Origin of the sequence: Acinetobacter minutum, assembly GCF_035916735.1 — a bacterium.
In the GTDB taxonomy this organism is placed as follows: Bacteria; Pseudomonadota; Gammaproteobacteria; order Pseudomonadales; family Moraxellaceae; genus Acinetobacter.
In genome coordinates this window covers 148,563-174,481 of sequence record NZ_JAQIHG010000001.1, presented here as the reverse complement: position 1 = coordinate 174,481, position 25,919 = coordinate 148,563, and the positions used below count along the sequence as shown (strand labels likewise).

19 protein-coding genes and 2 tRNA genes are annotated in these 25,919 nt (G+C 45.3%); 9 read left to right on the top strand and 12 right to left on the bottom strand.

All coding sequences use genetic code 11. The features are described from left to right. Positions 1-133: 133 nt before the first annotated feature. On the top strand, positions 134-586 hold the full coding sequence (locus PAE54_RS00780) for a hypothetical protein (protein WP_326518055.1): 453 nt from the start codon (positions 134-136) through the stop codon (positions 584-586). 54 nt (positions 587-640) lie between these two features. Here PAE54_RS00780 and PAE54_RS00775 read toward each other — a convergent pair whose 3' ends face one another. Then, positions 641-2,518, bottom strand: coding sequence for a potassium transporter Kup (locus PAE54_RS00775; RefSeq protein WP_326518054.1), 1,878 nt, complete (start codon positions 2,516-2,518; stop codon positions 641-643). Between the two features lie 120 nt (positions 2,519-2,638). On the opposite strand from PAE54_RS00775, the gene PAE54_RS00770 reads away from it, so the two are divergent. The 3 genes from PAE54_RS00770 (at position 2,639) to PAE54_RS00760 (ending at position 3,551) form a co-directional block, all read left to right on the top strand. Then, a tRNA-Ser gene (locus tag PAE54_RS00770) sits at positions 2,639-2,728 on the top strand. A 333-nt stretch (positions 2,729-3,061) separates the two neighbouring features. After that, entirely contained in the window at positions 3,062-3,214 is a 153-nt protein-coding gene (locus tag PAE54_RS00765; protein ID WP_273777656.1) for a hypothetical protein, read from the top strand. 261 nt (positions 3,215-3,475) lie between these two features. Then, positions 3,476-3,551: transfer RNA gene (locus PAE54_RS00760), tRNA-Thr, on the top strand. Positions 3,552-3,590: 39 nt separating this feature from the next. Here PAE54_RS00760 and PAE54_RS00755 read toward each other — a convergent pair. The 7 genes from PAE54_RS00755 to PAE54_RS00725 form a co-directional block, all read right to left on the bottom strand. Further along, positions 3,591-4,439: an SAM-dependent methyltransferase gene (locus tag PAE54_RS00755; RefSeq protein WP_326518053.1), complete on the bottom strand. Its 849-nt coding sequence runs from the start codon at positions 4,437-4,439 to the stop codon at positions 3,591-3,593. 6 nt (positions 4,440-4,445) lie between these two features. Continuing rightward, positions 4,446-5,744 carry an FAD-dependent oxidoreductase gene (locus tag PAE54_RS00750; protein ID WP_326518052.1) on the bottom strand — a complete coding sequence of 433 codons (1,299 nt, stop codon included), beginning with the start codon at positions 5,742-5,744 and terminating at the stop codon, positions 4,446-4,448. A gap of 448 nt (positions 5,745-6,192) precedes the next feature. Beyond that, positions 6,193-7,068 (bottom strand): pirin family protein, encoded by an 876-nt coding sequence (locus tag PAE54_RS00745; RefSeq protein ID WP_326518051.1) that lies wholly within the window; start codon positions 7,066-7,068, stop codon positions 6,193-6,195. Between the two features lie 209 nt (positions 7,069-7,277). Further along, positions 7,278-7,841 (bottom strand): alkyl hydroperoxide reductase subunit C, encoded by a 564-nt coding sequence (gene ahpC, locus PAE54_RS00740; protein WP_326518050.1) that lies wholly within the window; start codon positions 7,839-7,841, stop codon positions 7,278-7,280. Between the two features lie 224 nt (positions 7,842-8,065). After that, complete coding sequence (gene ssb, locus PAE54_RS00735; protein ID WP_326518049.1) at positions 8,066-8,632, bottom strand: single-stranded DNA-binding protein; 567 nt, start codon at positions 8,630-8,632, stop codon at positions 8,066-8,068. A 51-nt stretch (positions 8,633-8,683) separates the two neighbouring features. After that, complete coding sequence (locus tag PAE54_RS00730; protein ID WP_326518048.1) at positions 8,684-10,048, bottom strand: MFS transporter; 1,365 nt, start codon at positions 10,046-10,048, stop codon at positions 8,684-8,686. 120 nt (positions 10,049-10,168) lie between these two features. Then, positions 10,169-11,251 (bottom strand): DUF475 domain-containing protein, encoded by a 1,083-nt coding sequence (locus PAE54_RS00725; RefSeq protein WP_273777663.1) that lies wholly within the window; start codon positions 11,249-11,251, stop codon positions 10,169-10,171. Between the two features lie 435 nt (positions 11,252-11,686). Between PAE54_RS00725 and uvrA the strand changes: the two genes are divergently transcribed. Continuing rightward, the gene (uvrA, locus tag PAE54_RS00720; RefSeq protein WP_326518047.1) at positions 11,687-14,518 is read left to right on the top strand and encodes an excinuclease ABC subunit UvrA; all 2,832 of its coding nucleotides are present in this window, start codon (positions 11,687-11,689) and stop codon (positions 14,516-14,518) included. Positions 14,519-15,311: 793 nt separating this feature from the next. Then, positions 15,312-16,193, top strand: coding sequence for a porin Omp33-36 (omp33-36, locus tag PAE54_RS00715; RefSeq protein WP_273777665.1), 882 nt, complete (start codon positions 15,312-15,314; stop codon positions 16,191-16,193). 30 nt (positions 16,194-16,223) lie between these two features. On the opposite strand, the gene PAE54_RS00710 is transcribed toward omp33-36, so the two are convergent. The 3 genes from PAE54_RS00710 to PAE54_RS00700 all read right to left on the bottom strand — a co-directional run bounded on the left by PAE54_RS00710 (position 16,224) and on the right by PAE54_RS00700 (position 19,166). Continuing rightward, positions 16,224-16,955 carry an ion channel gene (locus PAE54_RS00710; protein WP_326518046.1) on the bottom strand — a complete coding sequence of 244 codons (732 nt, stop codon included), beginning with the start codon at positions 16,953-16,955 and terminating at the stop codon, positions 16,224-16,226. A 163-nt stretch (positions 16,956-17,118) separates the two neighbouring features. After that, positions 17,119-18,834, bottom strand: a complete 1,716-nt coding sequence (locus tag PAE54_RS00705) for a cation acetate symporter (RefSeq protein WP_326518045.1) — start codon at positions 18,832-18,834, stop codon at positions 17,119-17,121. Next, positions 18,834-19,166: a DUF485 domain-containing protein gene (locus PAE54_RS00700; protein WP_273777671.1), complete on the bottom strand. Its 333-nt coding sequence runs from the start codon at positions 19,164-19,166 to the stop codon at positions 18,834-18,836. The genes PAE54_RS00705 and PAE54_RS00700 overlap by 1 nt, the downstream gene beginning before the upstream one ends. 183 nt (positions 19,167-19,349) lie before the next feature. Between PAE54_RS00700 and PAE54_RS00695 the strand changes: the two genes are divergently transcribed. After that, on the top strand, positions 19,350-22,838 hold the full coding sequence (locus PAE54_RS00695; RefSeq protein ID WP_326518044.1) for a hybrid sensor histidine kinase/response regulator: 3,489 nt from the start codon (positions 19,350-19,352) through the stop codon (positions 22,836-22,838). 139 nt (positions 22,839-22,977) lie between these two features. Here PAE54_RS00695 and PAE54_RS00690 read toward each other — a convergent pair whose 3' ends face one another. Further along, positions 22,978-23,628 carry a response regulator gene (locus tag PAE54_RS00690; protein ID WP_273777675.1) on the bottom strand — a complete coding sequence of 217 codons (651 nt, stop codon included), beginning with the start codon at positions 23,626-23,628 and terminating at the stop codon, positions 22,978-22,980. A 376-nt stretch (positions 23,629-24,004) separates the two neighbouring features. Between PAE54_RS00690 and msuE the strand changes: the two genes are divergently transcribed. Next, positions 24,005-24,736 (top strand): FMN reductase, encoded by a 732-nt coding sequence (gene msuE, locus PAE54_RS00685; protein WP_326518043.1) that lies wholly within the window; start codon positions 24,005-24,007, stop codon positions 24,734-24,736. Positions 24,737-24,763: 27 nt separating this feature from the next. Further along, positions 24,764-25,870 carry a dimethylsulfone monooxygenase SfnG gene (gene sfnG / locus PAE54_RS00680; RefSeq protein WP_326518042.1) on the top strand — a complete coding sequence of 369 codons (1,107 nt, stop codon included), beginning with the start codon at positions 24,764-24,766 and terminating at the stop codon, positions 25,868-25,870. Positions 25,871-25,919: the final 49 nt, after the last annotated feature.

Below are 25,919 nucleotides of genomic sequence, written 5' to 3'. Positions count from 1 at the left end.
GAAATGTTGGTATTCGACAAGGCTTTCTCTGGTCCTTTGCTGTGTTTCAGTAGTTTTCATTGCGTGACACATTCAGCTTATGTCAATTTCTTCCGCGATATAAATCACACTAAAAAACACATCCGGAGGATATATGAATTCTAAAACCTTGATGCTCGGTCTGATCGGCAGTTTGTTCAGCCTTGGCGTATGCGCTGAACCACCCGTTCAGCCGGGCGATACCCTCGAGAGTCTGTCCAAAGTCAAAATCACCACCAGCACACGTGAGCAAGCCAGTCTGCCAAGTAGCTCCTCCGATCAGGCTGAAATGGTACAGACCAGCAATATCGCAGAGGGTGTTCCAACTGAAGCTGCGGAACAGGCTGGGGCAACAAATGGCGCAGAACAAATGCAGCAACCTTTAGCCCAATCGGACAATGCCGAGAAAGCCAAGCGACCTTATGCCCTTGCGGAACTGCCTTCTTCTGCAGAGCAACCGATCAATCTTGAGACAGCACCTGAGCAGCCTGGCCCTGAAACTACAATGTCCGCACCTGAGGCAGAGAATGAAAAAGCAACGAGCGTAAAACCAGCTTTAACACCTTAAAAAAGCAAAACCAGGGTCAAGGCCCTGGTTTTTTTGAGATCAATCCAAAAAAATTTAAATCTCGATCTGACTCCCTAATTCAACAACACGGTTCGGTGGGATACGATAGAAATCACTGACCGGACTGGTATTGCGCTGCATGGAGATAAACAGTTTTTCTCGCCAGGGTGACATCCCATCTCCCACCGTACTGATAATTCGTTCACGCGATACAAAGAAACTGATATTCATTAAGTTGTATTCTAGTTCCAGATCCTGATACACCGCTTGCAGTGCCTGTGGAATATTCATTTCATCTTTAAAGCCGTAGTAAATTTCTACGCGGTAAAAATGCTGATTCAGGGTTTCAATCTGGAAGCGCGCTTCATCCGGCACATACGGCACATCCTGAATTTTGACCGTAAGCATAATGTTCTTTTGATGCAGCACTTTATTGTGCTTCATGTTGTGCAACATGGCATGTGGCACGACCGTGGGTGTACCTGTGAGGAATACAGCTTCACCTTCAACCCAGTTGGCCTGCTCGCCAATACTCTGGACAAACAGTTCAAGTGGCAAAGTATCTTGCTGGAGTTTGCTGAAGGTCAACTCTCGGCCCTGTTTCCAGGTAAACAGCAACAAGAAAGCCACACCGCCAATCAACAATGGAACCCAACCACCAGAGAAGACTTTTAGCGAGGTCGCACCCACCAGAATCAGATCCAGCAGTAAAAACGGAATGATCAATAAAGCCAGTTTTGGCATTTTCCATTTCCAGGTATAACGCATCAATGCCGCGATCAATAAAGTGTCACACAGCATGGTCAGTGTCACCGCAAGACCATAAGCATTAGCAAGGCGTGAACTGGTCTGGAAAATCAGGATCAGGATAATAATGGACGTCAATAAAACCCAGTTCAGCAAAGGCACATAAATCTGTCCCTGCTCCTGATCAGAGGTATGTTTAATCGATAATCGTGGTAGATAGCCCAGTTGGATGGCTTGGCGTGCTAATGAAAACACACCGGAAATGACCGCCTGCGAGGCAATAACAGCCGCCATCGTAGCCAGAAAAATCATCGGGTACAGTGCCCATTCCGGAACCAGATGATAGAACGGATTCTCAATCGCTGCTGGCTCACGCAGCAATAAAGCCCCTTGTCCGGCATAGTTCAGCAACAAACATGGCAGAACCACAAAGAACCAGGCCAACCGGATTGGCAGGGCGCCAAAATGTCCCATATCAGCATATAATGCCTCACCACCGGTGACCGTCAACACCACTGCCCCCATGATGAAGAAAGCCATCAAGGGATGCGTCAAAATAAAATCAAAAGCCCAATGTGGACTGAACATACCCAATACCACTGGGGTCTGAACAATACTGCTGATGCCTAAAACACCTAAAGACAGAAACCACAGCAAGGTAATTGGACCAAAAAACTTGCCAACAAAGGCTGTACCATATTTCTGCATCACAAATAAGCTGATCACAATGCTAATCGCAATCGGCACAATGTAGGGATCTAGAGCATCTGTGGCGATCGAGAGACCTTCCACGGCAGACAGCACTGAAATGGCCGGCGTAATGATTCCATCACCAAAGAATAGCGAGGCACCAATAAAACCAATGGCGATCAGCAATAGCTTCTTGCGGTCTGTAAACGAATTTTCCCGCAGGTTCAGCGCAAGCAATGCCATGATCCCACCTTCGCCGTTGTTATCGGCGCGCATCACGATCGCGACATACTTGATGGTAATGACTAAGGTCATGGTCCAGAAGATGATGGACAAAATCCCTAAGACGTTACCAATACTGATTCCCAAGCCATGCGCAGCATGGAAAGACTCTTTGAGTGCGTACAGGGGACTGGTTCCGATATCTCCAAACACCACCCCTAATGCTGCCAATGTAATCGCAGGCAATGCGGCTTTCTGTGCAGTACTTTGCATATTCAGTCTTCAATTTTGACGCTATTTTCTTACCATATTAACACTGCCATGAATCTTTTGCTGCAAATCAATTATTTGGTCTTGGCAGAATATGTTTTTTTCGTTATCATCGCTCGCCTTGGTGAGGTGTCCGAGTGGCTGAAGGAGCACGCCTGGAAAGTGTGTATACGTTTGCGCGTATCGAGGGTTCGAATCCCTCTCTCACCGCCAAGATTCATAATCATGTAGCCACATGATGTCTTAGAAGGCTTAAATCTAAAGGGTTTAAGCCTTTTTTATTGCCTTTTGAAATCCGTTTTTTGAGTAAAAACACAATTCCTCGTAATTAGAAATAATTCATCACCTTCTTTCCACAGTCACGGAATTCATCAATATAGATTTAACTCAAACATCAAAAATAAATGAAAATTCCATCAAATTTCACCCACTCTCTTTTACGTCTAGATACATGTTCAGACTAGAACAATCTGCGTATTTTTTGCATGCTTAAAGTGTCGTTATGGTTTTGGAAATTTCTTATTACATCCACATCAGGAGAAGCGTATGAGCCACAAACACAATATAAAAAAAGACGAACAGCGTAAGGAAGCTGAAGAGCGGCAAAAACTGCACCAAGAACGAGAAGAAAAAGAAGCACAAGAAAAAGCCGATTTACCTGATCCCGAAAAATCACGTCCTTACGTCAAATATCACTAAGCAACTTCCTGAAACGTCAGTCTCTCATCAGAAAGTTTGAATCTAGCATTCAAACTTTCTATTTTGTAGTTGTTTAAATTTCTACCTAGTTTTTATAGGTAGTTTTAAAATGAAATAAATGTGTTGCAAGAAAATTCATTTATTTTTATCTGGTGAGATTTCAATTGCGGTTCTACCCCTGATCAATTGGACAAAACACAACCAACCGTTAATACACTCGCTTGTATTTTAGATCGATTTCGGTAAAATTCTCGCCACGTTGCCGGCATAGCTCAGTTGGTAGAGCAACTGACTTGTAATCAGTAGGTCCACAGTTCGAATCCGTGTGCCGGCACCATTCCTTTCTCGCGTTGCTTTGACTAAAACCCTCTCGCGTTCAGCACTGTGACTCAGCTGCCCTCTCTGCAGAAATTTGCAAATAATTTAGATAACCTTCACGATAAAGCTTGTCACACAATTTTGCTGTCATCAGAATTTTAAATCCATCCAACCCGGCTGTTTTCAGTGCTGTTTTTGCTAACTGATCAACATAATTTGCAAAACCGGCCAATACCGCTTCGGACAAATCGGTGAACTGGCATTGGCTAAATCCCGACTCAAATAACATCTCTTCCGCTTGCTGCTGCTCCGGTAAAGTGTCCACATCGATATCTGCCGCTTTCAGTAAATAGCGATATTGAAGCTGTTTAAAGGAAGATAAAGTCTGCCAGCGAGGTGAACGCACCAAATAATGGAAAGCTAAACGCCCTTGGGGCTTAAGCATACGGTGAGCAACGTTCAGAAATTTACTAAAGGCATGATGATAAGCCGCATCGATGCACAAGACGACATCGAAAGCCTGTTCTAACTCAGGTTCTCTCAGTTGCAGAAAAGACGAGGCATAGATTGCATCTAATCCCGGAATGCACTGCTGTTGAATTTGCTCAACGCAGGCCTTTTGTAATTCGACGGCACTAAAATGGCTTAAATGGTAATGCTGAGACCAATGGAGCAGACTGGCACCTTGGCCACAGCCTAAATCCAGCACATGGTCGGTGGCTTTTAAAGCAATGGCCTGTGCCAACTGATCAGCCAACTGGCGGCAGGCTTCGGGATATGATCGCTGCTGTGCCGACCAATATCCCAAATTACTCCAAGCGAGTAAGGACTCATCTCCCAACAGCGTGCTATTAATCGCATACTTATACTGAGGAAATAAAGCCTGTAGCATCTTGCGTAATTGCATGCTGCTTTAATAGCCTAACTCGGGTGCCACCTCAATATGCGGTTTCAAGCCGACAAATGGCAATGGTGCCCCTAAAATTTCAGCAATTTTCATCGCTGAGGTCACGGCGGACTCTAAAATTGGCAAGCCATCACATGACCAGGAGCCGCAGTAAAAGACTTTACGACCAAGTTGTAAATGACGTTGCTGCAATTCATGATTCAAAGCGACAGTTTCGCGATCAACTACGGCACGAGTTAAGGTCACAGAAGAAATGATTTTCTTAGGATCAATCGGGGTAACAGGACGCCAAGTTTGGAATACTGGTGTCTTACCCACCAAGCTTGGCTCAACAGCATTAATCCATACGGTAAATTGCTGACGGGTAAATTGACGATCCATCATATAGCTCAATGCAGACCAGTCCTTACGGCGTGGCGGCATCACCGATGGATCAGTATGCACCACCAGATCACCTTGCTCGAAACGGAATTTGCTCAGTAAAGCCAGATCATCAGCAAATTGTGGTGTATTCAGTAATTCTGCCATTTTCGTTGTTGGCGTCGCCACCACGACACGGTCAAACAGGTAATGCTTGCCCTGCATCGTTTCAACCCGTACCTGTTCATCCTGCTGTTCCACATTGACTACAGGCGATGCACTGTGCAGCTCGATATCTTGAATCAAACGGTCGACCAGAGCCGGTGTTCCCCCTTGCAAACGCAGTAATGCTTCACCATCCGTCAACTGGCGCAAAAAAGTCAGTAAAGGCTTGGCAGGCCATTCACCAATGGTTTTGGGATCACAGGTACAGATGGTATAAAGCACCGGCATGATCGCACCGTGCCAGAACACTTCTTCAATATCATGCTGTTGAATGAATTCATTCAGCGTGATGTCTTGGTCTTTGGATTTAAAAAATTTGTGCAGTGCGGTCTTTAACTGCAACATGCCTTTGACCAGACGCCAGCCATATTGCTTGATGCCTTTACGGTTATTGATAATCGGCAAATTACCAATCCGGGTACGGCTGGTGGTCAGCCATGTCTCGGTACGATCTTCAAATAACCAGCTACACGCCATATAGGTGCGCACCGGAAAGGTTTTCATGCCGAGATGAGTGGCTAGGCTGAGAGTGTTTTTCCATAAATTCGGATTCATCACACGCAACGGTGCATCAATCAACCCACCATCAAATTCGATACTATGGCTATCCATGCCGCGACCCGGCAGCGCCTCAAAAATCGTAATATTATGTCCTGCATCTTTAAGAATTCTTGCGGTAGCTAAGCCAGCCATGCCACTACCAATAATTGCAATATCCAAAATTATTATCCGTGAGTGAACTATTTTCTCGATTATGAACCATACTTTTTAGAAAAACTGTATTAAAAAATGCCAGTTTTTTCTTTTTCCCCCTACTGGCCTTTTTTACATTTTATTGTACTTTTCTGATATCTAGCGAGTACCATAACATGATCAAAGATAAATGAAAAATTATAAAAATTTACATATTTATAAAAAATACTTTTAAAAAATGAACACTTAATTTAACTATTTTTTTATCATACATTTTACAATGTCAGCCGAGTTGGTTAAGATAGCCTGTAAAATAAAAATTGATAACTACATCACACTATCTACAATAAATAATCAGACCAACGCGACAAAACAAGAAACTTAGCAGCGCATAAAATAAAGAAGCCCCTACCCAAGTAGGCGCTTCTTGCTTTTTTTCTCACTCAGCTCAATACCAATACAGGCCAATACGGCGTTATTCAGTTGACGCTATCACACCAAATTTACCACGATGGAAATCCTCAAAAGCCTGGATAATTTCTTCTTTGCTATTCATCACAAATGGACCATAACCCTGAATAGGCTCATTCAATGGGCGGCCAGTCAGTATCAGGAGTTTACAGTCCTGCTGTGCGGCAAGCTGTATCGCTGCTTCACCATCCTGAGCGAAAATCACCACGGAATGATCCTGCACTTTTTGTGTATCATTCAGCAGCATTTCGCCTGCCAGTAAAACCAGTAAAACGGTGTGATCCACTGGAACATGGATCCATTGGCTATGTCCGGCTTTTAATTCTACATCCCAGACATTGATTGGGCTAAAGGTAGAAGCGGGTCCGCTCTGCTGCGCGTATGCTCCGGCGATCACTCGCAGTTGACCTGCAGCCTGTTCAAATGTAATCACCGGAATATCCTGCGCTTGGATGGCCTGATAGCGGGGTGGCGTCATTTTATCTTTCGCCGGAAGATTCACCCAAAGCTGAGCCATTTCAAATAAACCGCCACGTTGCGCATATGCTGCAGAATGGAATTCTTCATGCACCAGTCCTGCTCCTGCGGTCATCCATTGTACGTCGCCTGCTTGAATTGTACCGCCACCGCCACTTGAATCCTGATGGCTGACTTCTCCCTGATAGGCAATGGTCACGGTTTCAAAACCGCGGTGAGGATGGGAACCTACGCCATGACGCTCTGTCGTCGGTGCAAATGAATACGGTGCGGCATAATCCAATAACAAGAATGGGCTAATCGCCTGTCCTAAACGGTCATAGGAAAACAAGGTACTGACCGGAAAACCATCCCCGACCCAATGCATTTGCTGGTTACGGTAAAGACCCGCCACTTTCTTCATCTGTTTTGCTCCTTGAGCCAGAATATACATACTTGAGGGTTATGCTAAAGCCTTCTAGTCTCCAGCAATAGTCCATTCACTGACACACATCGTGTCATTAATGAGACATCCTGCTCCTGTGATTTCCCATACACCTCAATCTAGAAATTTGATCATAAAAAAACACCCGGAATCTGGGTTCTGGATGTTGTTTTTGATTCAGGATATAGTTAAATCTTACCAATCAGGTCAATCGACGGTGCCAAGGTTGCCTCACCCTCTTTCCATTTGGCAGGACACACCTCACCCGGATGCGTATGCACATATTGGGCTGCTTTCACTTTACGTAGCAATTCCTGAGCATCGCGACCAATACCGCCAGCATTGATTTCAATAATCTGAATCTTACCGTCTGGATCAATCACAAAAGTTCCACGATCAGCCAAACCGTCTTGCTCAATCAACACTTCAAAGTTTTTAGCCAGCGTCCAGGTTGGATCGCCCACCATCAAGTATTGGATTTTTTTGATTTCATCCGAACTATCATGCCAGGCTTTATGGGTAAAATGTGTATCGGTTGAAACCGAATAAATTTCTACGCCAAGCTGCTGAAATTCTACATAGTGATCTGCCAAATCACCCAACTCCGTCGGACAAACAAAGGTGAAATCCGCCGGGTAGAAAAATACCACCGACCATTTGCCTTTCATATCGGCTTCCGAAATTTCTACAAATTGGTCATTGTGATACGCAGTTGCCTGAAAGGGCTTTACTTCGGTATTGATTAAGCTCATTCGATATTCCTCAATTAAATGACTTGGATTGCTTCTGTTGTGAAGCCAGAATACGAAAGATTTAAAAACAGGTAAAACCGTAGTTTTTTATAATTTTGATCGTTATTTTAGATTTTAAATTCAATTACACCTTCGTAATCGCCATATTTTAGAATTTTAATGTTTTTACAATACAAAGAAAAAAACCCTCTCAGCAGAGAGGGTTTTGATCAGCTCCCAATCTGTCAAAACGGAAGATCATCATCTAAATCGGCAGGTGCAGACATTGGCGCAGCTTGAGGAGCCTTCGGCGCGAAACCACTTGGGTTGTTATTGCCATAACCGGTGTTTTGGCCATATGACGGATTCGGCTGGTTCGCGTTATTATTTTGCTGACCATAGCCGCTTTGCGGGTTGTTATTAAAGCGTGGCTGATTAAAGCCTGTATCACCGCCCATACCCTGCTCACCTTGTGGACGGTTCGAGTCCAGCATCTGCATTTGTTCACCACGAATTTCCGTAGTGTAACGCTCCTGACCATTTTGATCTGTCCACTGGCGGGTACGCAATGAACCCTCAATATAGACTTTTGAGCCTTTACGCAAATATTGCTGTGCGATTTCACCTAAACGGTTATGTAATACAATCCGGTGCCATTCTGTTTGTTCTTTGCGCTCACCGGTATTTTTATCCATCCAGGATTCACTGGTCGCAATTGAAAATTGAGTTAAAGATCCACCATTTGGAAAAGTTTTAGTTTCTGGATCACGTCCCAACGTACCGACTAAAATTACCTTATTAACACCACGCATCTGCTTTCATCTTCCTATTCAATTCTATCTTTTACTTTATAAGAGTTATGCTTAAATGGCTACCTCTTTCCCCAATAACTGCGTCAGGCTGTGTCGAGCTGCATCATCAATCAATGCCTTGTCGACCTTCACAAACGCGACGTTTTGATCAGGCATCACCACAACTTCTTCAATACCATGAATGGCCAGTAATTTTGAAGTCCACTCATCTGTTTGTCGTGTTTCCGGCAAACGGAACACCATGGAAGATAAATAGCGTGGTTGCTTCAGGGTGAAGCTAATCGCCAACCAAATTACGGCGAGCACAGCCAAGAAGGCCCAACCTTGTCCCTGATTTTGCAGGGTGAGCAGATGACCACCCAGCATCCCGCCACAAAATGCACCAAGAAACTGTCCGCTGGCATTGACCCCCATCGCGGTTGCTTTCGATTGAATGGGTGCTGCTTTGGATAGCCAGGAAGGCAACAGTGCCTCCATGACATTAAAAGCAATAAAGAATAGCCCCAGACCGGTCAACAAGCCATATTTAGATTGATAACCCCACGCCATCACAATGAGACCCAGAATAATTCCTGTAATCGCAGTCAGGAAAATGCCGCGCATTTTGCGATATTTTTCCGCCAAGATAATACTTGGAAAAGCGAAAAACATACTGATGACCAGTAGTGGCAAATATACCCAGCTATGATGTGCCAAAGGTAAACCCGCGTACTGGATCAACTGACCCGGTACAAAAACAAACATCGCAGTTAGCAATAAATGTAATGCAAAAACCGACAGATGCAGGCGGTTTAAATCCCCCATGCGGATCACTTCGGCTAGCTGTTTGCCATAGCCCTGCGCAAAATTACGATGATGGCGCGTCACTTTCGGCACCAACAACATCATAAAACAGGCGGCAATGCCCATAATGGTTGTCACCCAGAACAGGCCGGAAATTCCCACCAGTGAGGTCAACCAAGGCCCCATGCTAAATGCCACCACAAAGGATAAACCAATACTCATCCCCATCACGGCCATGGCTTTGGTACGGTGTTCTTCACGTGTGACATCGGACAGCAAGGCCATGACGACTGCAGAGACTGCCCCCCCACCCGCAATCGCTCGCCCGGCAATCACCCCATAAATCGTCTCGGACATCGCGGCAATCGCCCCACCCAAGGCAAACATCAGCAGGCCAAACACAATCAAAATCTTGCGGTTATAACGATCGGCAATCAGGCTAAACGGAATCTGTAAAATGGCTTGGGTCAAACCATAAACACCCACGGCCAAACCAATTAGCCCCGGAGTCGCATATTGATAGGACTGTCCTGCAACTGAAAATACCGGGATAATCATGAACAGACCCAACATGCGCAAGGCAAAAATACTGCTTAAAGCAAAAGTTGAGCGACGTTCTAAAGCATTCATCATATGTCAGCTTGTCATAGATTCGGGGAAATAATCTGGCTATTGTAATTCAAGCCACTGCACACTGCATAAAAAAGGGTGCTCTGCAGCACCCTGATTTTATATTTTTTTACAACAATTCAGTTAACCCAAGCGGTCTTGCTGTTTGCGGTATTGAATTGATGCAATTACCGCCCACACGATAAACGCTACGCCAATTAACCCTGTCACGACTTCAGGTACATGCACACCCGTACCACTAGCGAGCATAATAAAGGCCAATGCACCGATTGCATAGTGAGCACCATGTTCCAAGTAGATGTAAGCATCTAATGTGCCTTTCTCTACCAAGTAAATAGTCATCGAACGGACAAAGATCGCACCGATTGCCAAGCCAAGCATAATAATGACGACATCACTGGTAATTGCAAATGCACCAATCACACCATCGAAACTGAACGATGCATCCAGGACTTCAAGATAGAGGAAGCCACCGAAACCTGCTTTCACCACACCCTTCGCTGCACCATTCACATCTTGGGTCACCGCATTGCCATTTTCATCAATTTCCGGTTCACCACCGAGTAAATGGCTCAACACCTGCACACCGATATAAATCACGATACCCCAGATCCCCGCCATGGTCACGGCCAAGCGGACCTCTTCGGCCACGTTTGCCGCCATCACCAACAAGGCAATCAGTGCAAGAAATACTGACATCGCCGGTACATTTGCCAAACTGGATAAACGTCGCTCTAGCCAGTGGAACCAGTGCGTGTCTTTACCTTCATCCAGGAAGAAATTCAGGAACACCAACAGCAAGAAAGCGCCACCAAAGGCTGCAATTTCAGCATGATGCGCCATCAAACGTTCCGAATAGGTTTTCGGGTCATTCAGCGCCAGCTTGGCCACTTCGATCATGCCCATATCTGCCGTGACTGCGACAATCACCACCGGGAAAACCAGACGCATACCAAAAACGGCAATCAGGATCCCTACAGTCAGAAAAATCATTTTCCAAAAATGATCCCAGCCACGAAGGACAGAGGCATTCACCACGGCGTTATCGAAGGACAGTGACACTTCCATCACTGCCAGAATGGCCGTAATCGTCAGTGCGGTCAGCATGGTAGTCAGACCTGCTTCAGGGCCGTGGGTATAGCCCCAATAGGCAGCGAGTATCAGACAAACTACCGTAAACAATATGGAGAAACGAAAATGCTGCATAGAAAAACCTATTCGCAAGAAAAAGAGCCAGCTCAGTGGACGTCACTGATACTAAAAAAATTGAATGGCACCATTATGACGCGTTTTAAGGATTTTAGCGAAATACGACTTGTGTAAATTCTTAAAAAAACAGCAACCTTCCAATGTAGCCAATGTCATAAATTCACTCGACTCGAGCTACGCAGCCACACATAAAGCAAAAATGTTGCCATACTTTCATCACATCATGCTCACATCCACTGGGTTATGCTTAAGCCATGATGCAAGTGAATCTATGGGTGACATGGCTGAAAATATCAGCCTGTTCCTCCGTGGAGATACCTTGAGAATTACATGCCTTTTCATGGAATGATCGATTAAACTTAACCCTATGATGCCTTGAACCTGCGGGAACAAGCCTCATATCCATTGTCTATTTAACGAACTGGGATCATTATGAGCCAAAGTCACATCCGTATTCGTGGGGCACGCACACACAACCTAAAAAATGTGTCACTCGACATTCCACGCGACAAATTTGTGGTGATTACGGGACTGTCTGGCTCAGGTAAATCCTCCCTGGCCTTTGACACTTTATACGCAGAAGGCCAGCGCCGTTATGTTGAATCCTTGTCAGCTTATGCACGCCAGTTTCTTTCACAAATGGAAAAACCGGAAGTCGACTCGATTGAAGGTCTGTCGCCAGCGATTGCCATTGAACAGAAATCCACCAGCCACAACCCCCGTTCTACCGTAGGCACCATTACCGAAATTTATGATTACCTGCGCTTGCTCTATGCACGCGTAGGGACACCGTATTGTCCTGAGCATGATTTGCCGATGGTGGCACAGACCATCAGCGAAATGGTGGATGCCGTTAAAAGCTTGCCAGAAAGCACGGCGCTCATGCTGTTGGCTCCTGTTGTGCGTGAACGTAAAGGTGAATACACCCAGCTATTTGAACAGTTACAGGGCCAGGGTTTTGTTCGTGCGCGTGTCGATGGTGAAATTGTCGAGATCGATAGTGTTCCAGAACTGGATAAAAAGAAAAAACATACCATTGAAGTGGTCGTGGACCGTTTCAAGGTACGCGATGACTTAGGTAACCGCATTGCGGAATCCTTTGAAACCGCACTACGCTTAGGCGGTGATATTGCAATTTTGTCCTGGATTAATGCAGAACATCCGGATCGGGTCTTTTCAGCAAAACATTCCTGCCCGCAATGTGACCGTGCTGTAGCCGAACTAGAACCGCGCCTATTCTCTTTTAACAATCCTTATGGTGCCTGCCCAGTCTGTGATGGTTTGGGAACACGTAGTCATTTTAGTGCGGAAAAGCTGATCCCGAATCCGGGTGTTTCGATTAGCCAGGGTGCCATTCGTGGCTGGGACCGCCAGCGTCCTTATTATTATTCGATGCTACAAAAAGTGGCCGAGCATTTTGGCTTTTCTTTGGATACACCTTGGCATGAACTGGATAAAGATACCCAGAAAAAATTCCTTCATGGCACCGGCAAAGAAAAAATCGACCTGAGCTATACCGATGAGCGCGGCCGTCGCCATAATCGGGTGATTCCATTTGAAGGGATCTTGCCGCATCTAGAACGCCGTTACCGGGAAACTGAAAGCAACTATGTGCGTGATGATCTGGCCCAATATCTCTCCAATGCAGCCTGTAATGCCTGCGATGGCTCACGTCTGAATGAAATTTCCCGTAACGTCAAAATTCTGGATAAAACCATCAGCGCCATCACCAAGATGTCGATTGGCGATGCCGAAGATTACTACCAAAACCTGCAACTGGACGGTGCAAAAGGTGAAATTGCCGACAAGATTTTTAAAGAAATTCGCGAACGTCTGCACTTTTTGGTCAGTGTCGGCCTGAACTATCTGAGCCTTTCACGCTCTGCGGAGACTTTATCCGGTGGTGAGGCCCAGCGGATCCGGCTTGCTTCACAAATCGGTGCCGGCTTGATGGGCGTGATGTATGTGCTCGATGAACCATCCATTGGTCTGCATCAACGTGACAATGACCGCCTACTACAGACCCTGATTCGCCTGCGTGATCTTGGCAATACCGTGTTGGTGGTAGAGCATGATGAAGATGCGATTCGTGCTGCCGACCATATTATTGATATTGGTCCGGGCGCCGGGATCCATGGTGGTCATATCATCGCTGAAGGGACTGCAGATGAACTGGCCAAACATAGTGACTCGCTCACCGGTAAATACCTGTCAGGTATGCTCAAAATTGCGGTTCCCGCACAACGAAAACTGCCACCCAATCCAGAACACTACATTAAGCTCAATGGGGCTTGCGGACACAACCTGAAAAATGTCGATCTGACGCTGCCTTTAGGGGTGATGACCTGCGTCACGGGCGTTTCCGGTTCAGGTAAATCCACTCTGATTAACCGGACACTGCTTCCGTTAGCGGCGACCCAACTGAATGGTGCAACCACGCTCACCGCTGAGAAATTTGATTCAATTGATGGCCTGCAATATCTCGATAAAGTGGTCGATATTGATCAAAGCCCGATTGGCCGTACCCCACGTTCCAATCCGGCCACCTATACCGGCTTATTTACTCCGATTCGAGAACTATTCGCTCAAACGCCTGAGGCCAAGGCACGTGGCTATAGCGCCGGTCGTTTCTCTTTTAACGTGCGCGGCGGGCGCTGTGAAGCCTGTGAAGGTGATGGCATGATCAAAGTGGCCATGCATTTCCTGCCGGATATGTATGTGCCTTGCGATGGCTGCCATGGCAAACGCTATAACCGAGAAACGCTGGAAGTCAGCTACAAAGGCCGCAACATCTCGGATGTACTGGAAATGACCGTTGAAGACGCTGCCCAATTTTTTGATGCTATTCCGGTGATTCACCGTCGTCTGGAAACCCTGATTCAGGTGGGGCTGGGCTATATCAAGCTAGGACAGGCAGCCACTACCCTGTCAGGTGGTGAAGCGCAACGGGTGAAACTGGCACGCGAGCTGGCCAAACGTGATACCGGTAAAACCCTGTATGTCCTGGATGAACCTACCACAGGTCTGCATTTCCATGATATTGCCAAATTACTCGATATCCTGCATGAACTGCGGAATAAGGGAAATACCATTGTGGTGATTGAACACAATCTGGATGTGATTAAAACCGCTGACTGGATTGTGGACTTAGGCCCTGAAGGTGGTTCAGGGGGTGGACAGATTATTGCCGAAGGCACACCTGAGCAAGTGGCGGAACTTGCAATCTCGCATACCGGTCGCTTCCTGAAACCCTTGTTGAAATAACAGGATGATTGCCTACCGTAAGATCGGATGGTGAAAATACAGCATAAGTGTAAAAGCTGAGTTTACGTTAAGTCAGAATCCCGGTCTTGAGCCGGGATTTTTTATCCCCACCAGAAGCTTTAATCATCAGGACTGATCAAGCACCACGCCAAATGACGAGTTGTTTTTTCTGCATCAATCAAACAAAAAAAAGCCCAACCTTGGGGAAGTTGGGCATATAAAATGAAAAGTCACATTTTGGAGAATCAAAAATTTCCCACGTCACTGGAAATCATTCGACATCACTATTATGGGAAATTCTTCACACAATGTAAATCCGATTAATTTAATCAGATTTAAAATCTCTATCGAAAATAAGAATAGAATGCTTAATCGATCACAAAACACGCTTTTATTGAATAACTAATATACAAAAAATTACATTTTTAAATAAAATTAATAATTACTTCATTAAAATGAAACAAATAATTTTAAATTAATGAATTTAAATTCATCTTATTGATAGTTTTTAACATTCAATTTTTAATAGATAAATGTTTTATCCAATGATAAAAAACAAGGATTAAAAACTAAATTACAGAGGTTTTAAGACAAAAAAGCTTTTAGCTAATTGTAAAAACTCATTTTTTCCGAGTTGACAAGATTTTTTACAATAGAACAATTTTTAACCCAAACAAAATTAAAGCTAAAAATCTAATTTTTAAACATTTTTAAGCTTATTGACTTCATACATTGTTACAATAAAATGAAATTGTATGACTTTTTTGTTGTTTTTATAACAAGGACTATCGCTATGAAAAAACTCGGTTTAGCCACTGCATTATTATTAGCCATGACCGGTGCTCAAGCTTATCAATTCGAAGTACAAGGTCAATCTGAATACATCGATAATACTGTAAATGACAAAAATTTTACTGGGGCAGTTCAAGGGACTTACTATCTTAAAAATGTAGATACCTCTAAAGGCCCATTGGCTGAAGCTGCATTCTTGAATCAAGCATCAAACGTTTCTTTAGCATATAACTATGGTGAGTATGATGAAGATGGCGCGGATCTTGTTTCACACACTTATGGTGCTAAAGCAGAAGCTTACATCCCAACTCAAGTAGTACCTGTATATGCATCAGCATCTTACAGCCACACACATAATGATGCTAAAAATGTATTAGCTGCTGATGCTGAAGGTAATGGTGACCGTTACGCATTGGAATTGGGTGCAGTGGTTGTGCCAAACTTCTTAGTTGCAGTAGGATATACTAGTGTTGCAGATACATATGCACTTGATACTTTTAAAATCCTCAATGGCGGCGTAGCTAAAGCAGGATTAGAAGCAGCTACAATCGCTGATGATCAAGATGCAATTACTGCACGCACAAAATACGTGGGCAAAATTGATGGTACCAACATGGCGATCGGTTTCGAAACTGGTCTTGTCTACGGTGAAGATACCGCTTACGAATTAAAAACTGATTTGTATCTCAATCCACAACTCAGCGTGGGTGCTTCTTACGCAGAGTCAAGCTATGACTTCTCTCCAAGTAAAGCTTGGGGTGCTAATGTAAACTACTTCATCACTCCAGCAGTGGCTGTTGGTGCAAGCTACGTAAATGCTAACGATGAAATTGATAACGTTGACACTCAAACAGTTGGCCTAAATGCTAAATTCCGTTTCTAATTCTTTAGAAACCCATAAAAAAGGATCCATCTAGGATCCTTTTTTATTTCTCTGTTGCTGAATTTGAACATTTGGAATTCTATTTGAGGGTGAATGCACAATATATTGTAACGCCACAAGACGCGATACAATTAAAGCCAGGTACATGACCCCACAGAACATCTGCAACATGGCAATCACACGCGCAGGCGGCGACAATGGCATCAAATCCGATAGCCCCGTTGCGGATTGCAAGCTAAAACTTAAGAACAGCAGATCGAGCCAGCTTTGCACACTTTGCAGCTGGTTGGGATTCTGAAAACTTCCTGGTAACAACAATTGGCAAATATTATATAAAAAGGCAAAACCCCAAGCCATTAAAGTAAATGTGGCTCCTGCTGCGAATAATTCATCTTTAGTGAGATAACGGTCTTGGAACATGTATCTCAACAAACCATAGGCCGCGCTAAAGTAAGCACTCGCTTCAAACACATGGGCCGTAATCTGAATCGGTAAAGCCGCATACCCCAACAAAATCAGCAGCGAAAAGAAAAAAGCCCCGATCACAAAGAACAGGCCTAACAGAGTATAAATGGGCGTTTGCCGGATCACTTTAGCAATAATTAACAGTGCCAGCACTCCCACAGACCAGCTCAGAGCACGATAAGTAGGACTACCATTGGTTAATAAGGCCAAAATCAAAATGAATAACTGTACGAGCAGCAACCAGGCTGAAGGTAAATGCTGAAAATTTTGCCCAAATCTTTTCCACAGCCAAAGCATAAGAACTCACCTTTATTTTCTATTTCTATCCTGACCGGATTGAAACATAAAATATGAGCTCTGCCTGCTTATAACCTGGTGTCATTTTTGTAATAAGCGATGAATAAAAGGCAAAAAAACAAAAAGCCCCGATCTTGGGGCTTTTTGTTAAGTTTGGGTTAGATTAGTGGTCGCTAGCGCCAGAAGCACCGATACCAGTCATCGAACGTACAAACTGTGAGTTGAAGCGAGCTTGTTCTGCTTTTGCACGTGCAGAACCATCAGTCACAGAGAACAACCAGCAGCACACGAAAGACAAGGTAATAGAGAACAATGCCGGGTTACCATATGGTAGTGGAGCTTGGTCAGAAATCTTCAAGGTATCTACCCATACTGCTTTGGTTAAGCAGATCAAGACTACCGCACTGATAAGACCAGCCAAACCACCGATCACTGCACCACGAGTCGTTAGACCACGCCAGAACATTGAAAGCACAAGTACTGGGAAGTTTGCAGATGCTGCTACAGCGAATGCCAAACCAACCATGAATGCAACGTTTTGTTTTTCGAACAGGATACCCAAGACCATCGCGAAGATTGCAAGACCAACAGTCGCCATCTTAGAAACACGAAGCTCAGATTCCATTGTAGTCTGGCCTTTCTTGAAGACGTTAGCATACAAGTCGTGAGAGATTGCAGATGCACCAGAAAGTGTCAAACCAGCAACTACCGCAAGAATCGTTGCGAACGCAACTGCAGAGATAAAGCCAAGGAACAAGTTACCACCAACAGCATGACCCAAGTGAACCGCAGCCATGTTGCTACCACCAAGCAATTCAAGCTTGCCATTCAACGCAGTTTTCGCAGCATCGATGTATTGTGGGTTTTGAGATACGAACAGGATCGCACCGAAACCAATGATGAAGGTTAACAGGTAGAAGTAACCGATAAAGCCCGTTGCCACAACAACTGATTTACGTGCTTCTTTCGCGTCTTTAACCGTGAAGAAACGCATCAAGATGTGTGGAAGACCTGCGGTACCGAACATCAATGCAAGACCTAGAGAGATCGCATCAATTGGGCTCTTCACAAGAGAACCAGGACCCATGATCTTGGTTGCTTCTTCAAGAGAGATGTTACGTACTTGAGAGAATACATGGATCGATTGAGTGAACATTTCGCTGAAGCTGAAACCCACTGACTTCAATACCATGAAGGCCATGAAGGTTGCACCACTGAGCAGCATCACCGCTTTAATGATCTGTACCCAAGTTGTTGCCAACATACCACCGAAGATTACGTAAGCCATCATGAGGAAGCCCACGATTATAACCGCGATGTTATAGTCCAAACCGAAGAGTAGTTTAACCAGCTGACCTGCACCCACCATCTGCGCAATCAGGTAGAAAGCAACGACGAACAATGAGCTGACCGCTGCCATTGCACGAACTGGTTTTTCTTCTAAACGGAAAGACACTACGTCAGAGAAGTTATATTTACCCAAGTTACGTAGACGTTCTGCGACCAAGAACAATACGATTGGCCAGCCGACCATGAAGCCAAGAGAGTACATCAAGCCATCATAGCCTGAGTTGAACACCATTGCGGAAATCCCGAGGAAGGATGCCGCTGACATGTAGTCACCCGCAATTGCCAGACCATTCTGGAAACCACTGATACCACCACCGGCAGTATAGAAGTCTTTGGTCGATTGAGTCTGCTTAGCTGCCCATTTGGTGATAAACAGCGTCAAACCAACGAAGATGACGAACATGATGATCGCAGTCCAGTTGGTTGGCTGTTTCTCAGCCGTACCTTCCAGTGCCGCGGCCATTGCATTGCTAGAAAGTAATGCGGCTGAAGCAACAAGTGCTGAAGCTTTAAGTGAAGTCCAGTTCATTATTTGCGATCTCCTGCGTGGGTGATCATTTCTACTTCACGCATTGCTTCTGCGTTGAGCTGATCAAAAGCGCTATTGGCAATGGATGAATAGACCCAGCACAATACGAATGACGCTACAATAACACCCAAACCAAGTGGAACACCCCAAGTAATTACACCGCCGCTAAATGAGCTATGTAAGAATGCTGGGTTATATGCCACTAATAAAATAAAACCAATGTAAATGAACAGCTGCAACGCAGTTAAACTCCAACTGAGACTACGCTTTTTGCTGACAAGTAACTTGAATTTCGGATTTTGTAGAATTCTTTCTACTTGAACCTCATCCATAACCATGCTCCTTTGCTGCGACCAACCTTGGCCGCATTTTTAATTCGTATTTTCATTGTTAAAATTAACAATGTTACCTAGTATTCGTAACTTAGACTTTGGTCGTTAAATTTTGATCAATTTGATCAACAGGTATGTTTCGGCTGAGGTATCATGAGCACTTGGTTTGGAACATCTTGGCATATGAACAGTTGGCTTATTATTGGGGCACTTGCCTTATATATTCTGGTGCTCTTTATTTGCGCCTTTTTTGGCGAAAAACATGCAAGCCGTCTTAGCACGCGCGGGCGAATGTTACTCTTTAGTCTAACCCTCGGTGTTTACTGTTCATCCTGGACCTTTTATGGTGCCACCGGTGCTGCGGTACGTGAAGGTATCATCTTTTTACCCATTTACCTCGGTCCACTGCTATTTGTCGCGATTGGTTATGATATCTGGCGACGTCTGGGACGTGTCCGTCAATATCATGCCATTTCTTCCATCGCTGACTTTGTCGCGGCCCGTTATGGCAAAAGCGGACCTTTAGCATCACTGGTGACCATTCTGGCGGTCATTGCCATTATTCCTTACCTTGCGCTCCAACTTCGTGCGATTGCACTCAGTGCAGCCGTTATTTTAGATCAAAATGCACACCTCCATTCCACCACCAACAGTGTCTTGTTCCTCACTGCGATTCTAGCCATTTTAGCCATGCTGTTTGGTACACGACAAATTGCCAATACCGAACAGCATGGTGGTCTCATGTTAGCGGTTGCATTTGAATCTTTTGTGAAATTATTTGCGCTGTTATGTGTCGCCGTGTTTTTCTTGTTTGAAGCACCGGAAAATATTGCGCAGGTCTCCGATGACGTTGCCATCACTTTCCAGGAAGTGCAACTGTTTGGCGTACCGGAAACGTTCTGGGTGCAAACCTTGCTGGCTGCACTGGCGATTATCTGTCTGCCACGCCAGTTCCACGTGGCCGTGGTCGAATTACGCGATGAAAAACATATTCGCGGTGCACGGCGCTGGTTTGCCACTTACCTCATCCTGACCACAATCGCGATCATTCCGATCGCCAGCTGGGCCTTGCATGCCGCACCAGAATACCTGTCGATTCCGGATGTTGCAGTACTCTCTCTCCCGCTCAGCTACAATCAGGACTGGTTAACTCTGCTGGCCTTTTTAGGGGGCTTTTCTGCATCAACCGGCATGCTATTGGTTTCTTCGGTTGCTCTATCCATTATGCTGAGTAATGACCTGATCATGCCAGCACTATGGCGTTTGGGCTTGTTGGCCCGTCACGATAAACGTCTGCCTTTGGTACTGAAATTTACCCGTCGTGTCTGTATCCTCGCCGTGATGTTACTCGGCTTCCTGTTCTTCCATTTCTTTAATGATATTGACCAGTTATCGGTCTTTGGATTGTTGGCTTTCAGTGCAGTGGCACAATTTGCACCCGCCTTGATTGGTGGTCTGTACTGGCGTGGTGGCAGCCGTCAAGGGGTGTATGCTGGCCTGCTGGTTGGCTTTTTCATGTGGATTTACACTCTGCTATTGCCCACGATATTACGCAGCCTGCCCACAGAATATACGGCTTTTGCCCATGAGTTCCTCAACGCGGGTCCTCTAGGCATCAGTTGGCTACGCCCTGAAGCATTGCTAGACTTTCAGTCTTTTGCACCGCTGACCCATGGGGTGATGTGGTCTTTGGGTCTCAACATCATTTTATATATTTGGGTATCGAAAGTTTATCGGCCAAGTGTCGCGGAACAGATCCAGGCAGAAAGTTTCTTTTATTACGATACTAAACCGTTACCCTCACAACCAACTTCAGGTGATATCAGCTATCTGCACCATGACGCACTACGTCTAAAAGTAGGTGATCTGATTACCCTAGCCAAACGCATTACTGGTGAAGGTCCAACCACGCAAGCGTTCCATCAATTCTGTGAACAGAATAATGTCGTACTGAATGAAAACAGTACAGCCAATGGTATGTGGTGGCGTTTTACCGAGCAATATCTGGCTGGCACGATTGGCGCCGCTTCGGCACGTACTTTATTGACTACAGCCATGGTCAATAATGGCTTGGCATTGGGTCAGGTCGCAAATATTCTGGATCAGGCCTCCCAATGGCAACGTTTTAACCAGAACCTGCTAATGACCATGATTGACCATATGACCCAGGGGGTCAGTGTGGTTGATGAGAACATGTGTCTGGTGGCCTGGAATAACCAATATCTCAAGCTTTTTGATTACCCGAAAGATCTGGTTTATGTCGGCTGTCCGATTGCCGACCTGATTCGCTACAATGCAGAACGTGGCGAATGTGGTCCCGGTTCAATCGAAGAACACGTACGTAAACGGGTCAACTGGATGAAAGTCGGCAGTGCACATGAGTTTGAACGCATTCGTAAGGATGGTCGCGTCATTCAGATGCGCGGCAATCCGATTGAAGGTGGTGGTTTCGTGACCACCTTTGCCGATATTACCGCCTTCCGTGAAAATGAGGCAGTATTGGAAGCCCATGTGCGTGAACGAACCCGACAGTTGGCCGATGCACTGACTGAACAGCAATTGGCGCGTGAACAAGCCGATAAAGCCAACATGTCGAAAAGCCGTTTTATTGCCGCAGCCAGTCATGATCTATTGCAACCTATGCACGCAGCGCGTCTGTTCAGTACCGCATTGGAACAAAGTGTGCATTCTGATGAAGATCGCCACACCTTACAGCAACTGGACCGTGCCTTGCATGGCGCAGAAAGCATGCTGTCTGCCCTGCTGGATATTGCGCGTTTAGAAGGCGGAACCATCCAGCCGAAACGTCAGGCCTATCCCCTGCATGACTTACTCAGTGATCTGGAACTGCAATTTAAATCGATTGCCGCACAGCGCAATATCCGCTTTAGCGTCCACGATGTCCAGTTCTGGATTGACACAGATCCGCAATGGATCCGCCGCATTATCCAGAATTTTGTCAGCAATGCCTTGCGCTACACGGCCAAAGGTCGTGTGGTGGTTGGGGTTCTACGTTCATCGGAAAAACCCGGACATATCCGTATCGGGGTTTGGGATACAGGCCCCGGGATCGCTGAAGAACAGCGTATCAAGTTATTCCAGGAATTTGAGCGTTGTGGTCACACATCACCTTGGGGCGAACAGGGCTTGGGGCTTGGTTTGGCCATTGTACAACGCATGACCAGCATGCTGGACTATCCGGTCCATGTCTACTCCGAGCTCGGCAAAGGTTCCTGCTTCATGATTGAAGTGCCCGTGGTTGCAGCACCAAAAGTGATTGCCGCACCGGTACAAGCCGCACCGCTAAAAACCAAAACTTACCGGATTTTGTGTTTGGACAATGATGAGACCATTTTGGAAGGCATGTCGACCTTACTCAGCAAATGGGGCTATCAGGTGTTTAAAGCCACTGAACCCGAACAAGCCGCCGAAATTATTCACCAGGAAAACATTCAGGTCTGGCTGATTGACCAACATCTCAACCATAATCAGCTCGGACTGGATTTCATTCTGCAGCACCGTCAGCCCGAAGTTCCAATTGCACTGATCACCGCGGATTCGGATCCTGAACTCCCACAGCGTCTGAAAGACCTGAATATCGTGTTGTTGAAAAAGCCATTGAAACCCGCGTCCTTACGCTCCTGGTTGTCCGGTTTGAAAATTTCCAGCTAAATCAATTCACCATAATAAAAGCCCATCTTCAGGATGGGCTTTTTATTGGACGATTTTTCTCATTCACTCTACGCAGAGAACCCCAAAAAGAAAAAAACCTCAATCGAGGCCTCTTTCTCAATATCGAATAAGTCTTGTCTCAGACTTTTTTCTCTTCAATATTCAGTGCCTTAATTGCCAATACCGCTTGTGTACGGTTTTGTACACCCAATTTACGGAAAATAGCGGTTACATGCGCTTTAATCGTGGCTTCAGAGACATCTAGTTCATACGCAATCTGTTTATTGAGCAGACCTTCGGCGACCATCATCAAAACACGGAACTGTTGTGGTGTAAGGGATTGAATCCGCTCAGCCAGTTCAGTCTCATCTGCAGCACGCGGATCAAAACTCATGTTGGCTGGCAGATTTGGTGGCAACCAAATTTCACCTTCAAGTACCTGACGGATCGCTTCACCGATATGACTTGGGTGTGCAGATTTTGGAATATAACCCATCGCGCCATGCGCAATTGCACGCTGAATAATTGAAGCTTCTTCGTGTGCAGAGACCACAATGATCGGAATAGATGGATATTGTGCGCGTACATGCACCAATGCGGAAAAACCTGAAGCACCTGGCAAGTTTAAATCGAGCAAGACCAAATCCGGTTCAGGTCCCTTCTCCAAACGTTCATAAAATTCATTTACTGCAGCAGTCTCATGAATTTGCGCTTGCGGTAAGCTATAACGAACAGCTTGAATTAAAGCATGACGAAACAGGGGATGATCATCAACGATTAAAATATTCATAAGCGGAGCGAGAAATCTCTGGCACAGTGCCTACTATTCTAACCACACTCAAGCAGTTTAGGATATGCCAATCGCACCTATTTTTTGTACTAAACGTAGATCAAATCAACAAATCCATATTTATTCGCTGGTTTTACAGGCGATGAAAAAACAAATCATATTTTGCTATAAAACAAATCATCTTAAATGAAACGCTTAGCTACAGACAGGATAAATATAAAATTCAAATAATTAGAAAAATATTTCCCGCAGTTTTAACGATAAAAAAGATATATCGTTAAATCAGATAACCTATCTTTTTTTGCTTATTTTACAGTGCTGTTTGCACTGTTGATAAATATAAGGCATTCCAAAACTTATTTTAGGTTATTGCCTTATGTCGATTGCTCATCAACAAAAGCCACTCAATATTGTCGCTGTTTCAGGTGGCTTAAATAATCCCTCTAAAACCGAAAGTCTGGTACAGGAAATCCTGAATGAACTGGGTCAAGCCACACCAATCAACGTACATTTTATTAAATTCAGTGAAATTGGTCCGTTACTCGGTGGTGCAATTTATCGCAACCAGCTTCCACAACGCGTGCAGGATGATCTGGCTGCGGTAGAAGCGGCAGATGCCTTGATTGTCGGTACGCCTGTATATCGTGCGTCCTTCACCGGTCTTTTTAAGCACTTTTTTGATTTTGTTGAACAAACAGCTTTAGTGGATGTGCCTGTATTACTTGCTGCCTCAGGCGGTAGTGAGCGTCATGCCTTGGTTCTTGAACATCAACTACGTCCATTGTTCAGCTTTTTCCAGGCACAGACCTTGCCGATTGGTGTGTATGCCACCGATAAAGATTTCACCCCAGAATATACTGTTCGCAATGAACAACTACGTGAGCGCATTATCTTGGCCGTGGCCCGTGCCTTGCCAATTCTGGAATGGGCACCTGCCAAAGGTCAACGTGCTGAAGTGGTGAAAGAAAAAACCCAGCAAGCCAATCAAAATCTGGGCATTAATAAGCAAATCGAACAGGCAGACGTTCTTCCATCTGCAGCGGTGCCAAGTTTGGATGCGGCAGAATCACGGTTGCACCCTAAATCCGGCAACGTTCACGTGGCTTAACAGCAGCAACAGATCCGGAGGGTAAAAATGTCACAACAAGAACAAAACATTCACTTTGCTTACTGGGTACCGAATGTCAGTGGTGGCCTGGTGGTCAGCAATATCGAACAGCGTACAGACTGGAGCTATGACTACAATGTACGTTTGGCACAAACTGCAGAAAAAAATGGCTTTGATTATGCCTTGACTCAGATTCGTTTTACTGCGGGTTATGGGGCAGAAAACCAGCATGAATCCGTCAGCTTTAGCCATGGCATCCTGGCCAAAACTGAAAAACTCAAAGTCATTGCCGCCATTTTGCCAGGTCCTTGGAAACCGGCTTTAGCCGCCAAACAACTGGCGACCATCGATCATCTCACACAGGGCCGGATCGCGATTAACGTGGTCAGTGGTTGGTTCCGGGGCGAGTTCGAGGCGATTGGTGAAGAATGGCCGGAGCATGATCAGCGTTATGCACGTTCGGAGGAGTTTATTCGCTGCCTGAAAGGCATCTGGACGACGGATCATTTCAGCTTTGATGGCAAGTATTATCAATTTAACGATTACAGCTTAAAACCCAAGCCGCTACAGCAACCGCATATCGAGATTTTTCAGGGCGGCAGCTCGCGTGCAGCGCGTGATATGGCATCACGTGTATCGGACTGGTATTTCACTAATGGCAATACGCCTGAAGAAATCAAAAAGCAGATTGATGATATTCGTGAAAAAGCCCAAGCCAACCATCATCAGGTAAAAATTGGGGTGAATGCCTTCATTATTGCCCGTGATACTGAAGAAGAAGCACAAGCTGTACTGCAAGAAATCCTTGATAAGGCCAATCTTCCAGCGGTCAACGCTTTTGGCGATGCGACCCGTGAAGCCGGTGCTGCCACAGCTGAAGGTGAAGGGAACTGGGCCAAATCGACCCTTGAAGATCTGGTGCAATACAACGATGGTTTTAAAACCAATCTGATTGGTACGCCACAACAAATTGCTGAACGCATCGTGGCATTAAAAAATGTTGGTGTGGATCTGATTCTTTCGGGCTTTTTACACTTTATTGAAGAAGTGGAATATTTTGGCGAGAAAATCTTACCTTTGGTGCGTGAATTAGAGGCCCAGCAAACCGAACAGGTTCAGGCCAAATCAGCATAACCATAACAACAATATTATAAAAATAATCACTCTCCACCACTCCAATCTC

Coding starts and splice junctions, on each gene's coding strand:
- PAE54_RS00690 (WP_273777675.1), bottom strand. CDS start 23,628: ATGAATATTTTAATCGTTGATGATCATCCCCTGTTTCGTCATGCTTTA.
- PAE54_RS00695 (WP_326518044.1), top strand. CDS start 19,350: ATGAACAGTTGGCTTATTATTGGGGCACTTGCCTTATATATTCTGGTG.
- PAE54_RS00775 (WP_326518054.1), bottom strand. CDS start 2,518: ATGCAAAGTACTGCACAGAAAGCCGCATTGCCTGCGATTACATTGGCA.
- PAE54_RS00700 (WP_273777671.1), bottom strand. CDS start 19,166: ATGGATGAGGTTCAAGTAGAAAGAATTCTACAAAATCCGAAATTCAAG.
- ssb (WP_326518049.1), bottom strand. CDS start 8,632: ATGCGTGGTGTTAATAAGGTAATTTTAGTCGGTACGTTGGGACGTGAT.
- PAE54_RS00765 (WP_273777656.1), top strand. CDS start 3,062: ATGAGCCACAAACACAATATAAAAAAAGACGAACAGCGTAAGGAAGCT.
- omp33-36 (WP_273777665.1), top strand. CDS start 15,312: ATGAAAAAACTCGGTTTAGCCACTGCATTATTATTAGCCATGACCGGT.
- PAE54_RS00710 (WP_326518046.1), bottom strand. CDS start 16,955: ATGCTTTGGCTGTGGAAAAGATTTGGGCAAAATTTTCAGCATTTACCT.
- PAE54_RS00745 (WP_326518051.1), bottom strand. CDS start 7,068: ATGAAGAAAGTGGCGGGTCTTTACCGTAACCAGCAAATGCATTGGGTC.
- PAE54_RS00725 (WP_273777663.1), bottom strand. CDS start 11,251: ATGCAGCATTTTCGTTTCTCCATATTGTTTACGGTAGTTTGTCTGATA.
- PAE54_RS00755 (WP_326518053.1), bottom strand. CDS start 4,439: ATGCAATTACGCAAGATGCTACAGGCTTTATTTCCTCAGTATAAGTAT.
- ahpC (WP_326518050.1), bottom strand. CDS start 7,841: ATGAGCTTAATCAATACCGAAGTAAAGCCCTTTCAGGCAACTGCGTAT.
- uvrA (WP_326518047.1), top strand. CDS start 11,687: ATGAGCCAAAGTCACATCCGTATTCGTGGGGCACGCACACACAACCTA.
- sfnG (WP_326518042.1), top strand. CDS start 24,764: ATGTCACAACAAGAACAAAACATTCACTTTGCTTACTGGGTACCGAAT.
- PAE54_RS00730 (WP_326518048.1), bottom strand. CDS start 10,048: ATGATGAATGCTTTAGAACGTCGCTCAACTTTTGCTTTAAGCAGTATT.
- PAE54_RS00705 (WP_326518045.1), bottom strand. CDS start 18,834: ATGAACTGGACTTCACTTAAAGCTTCAGCACTTGTTGCTTCAGCCGCA.
- msuE (WP_326518043.1), top strand. CDS start 24,005: ATGTCGATTGCTCATCAACAAAAGCCACTCAATATTGTCGCTGTTTCA.
- PAE54_RS00780 (WP_326518055.1), top strand. CDS start 134: ATGAATTCTAAAACCTTGATGCTCGGTCTGATCGGCAGTTTGTTCAGC.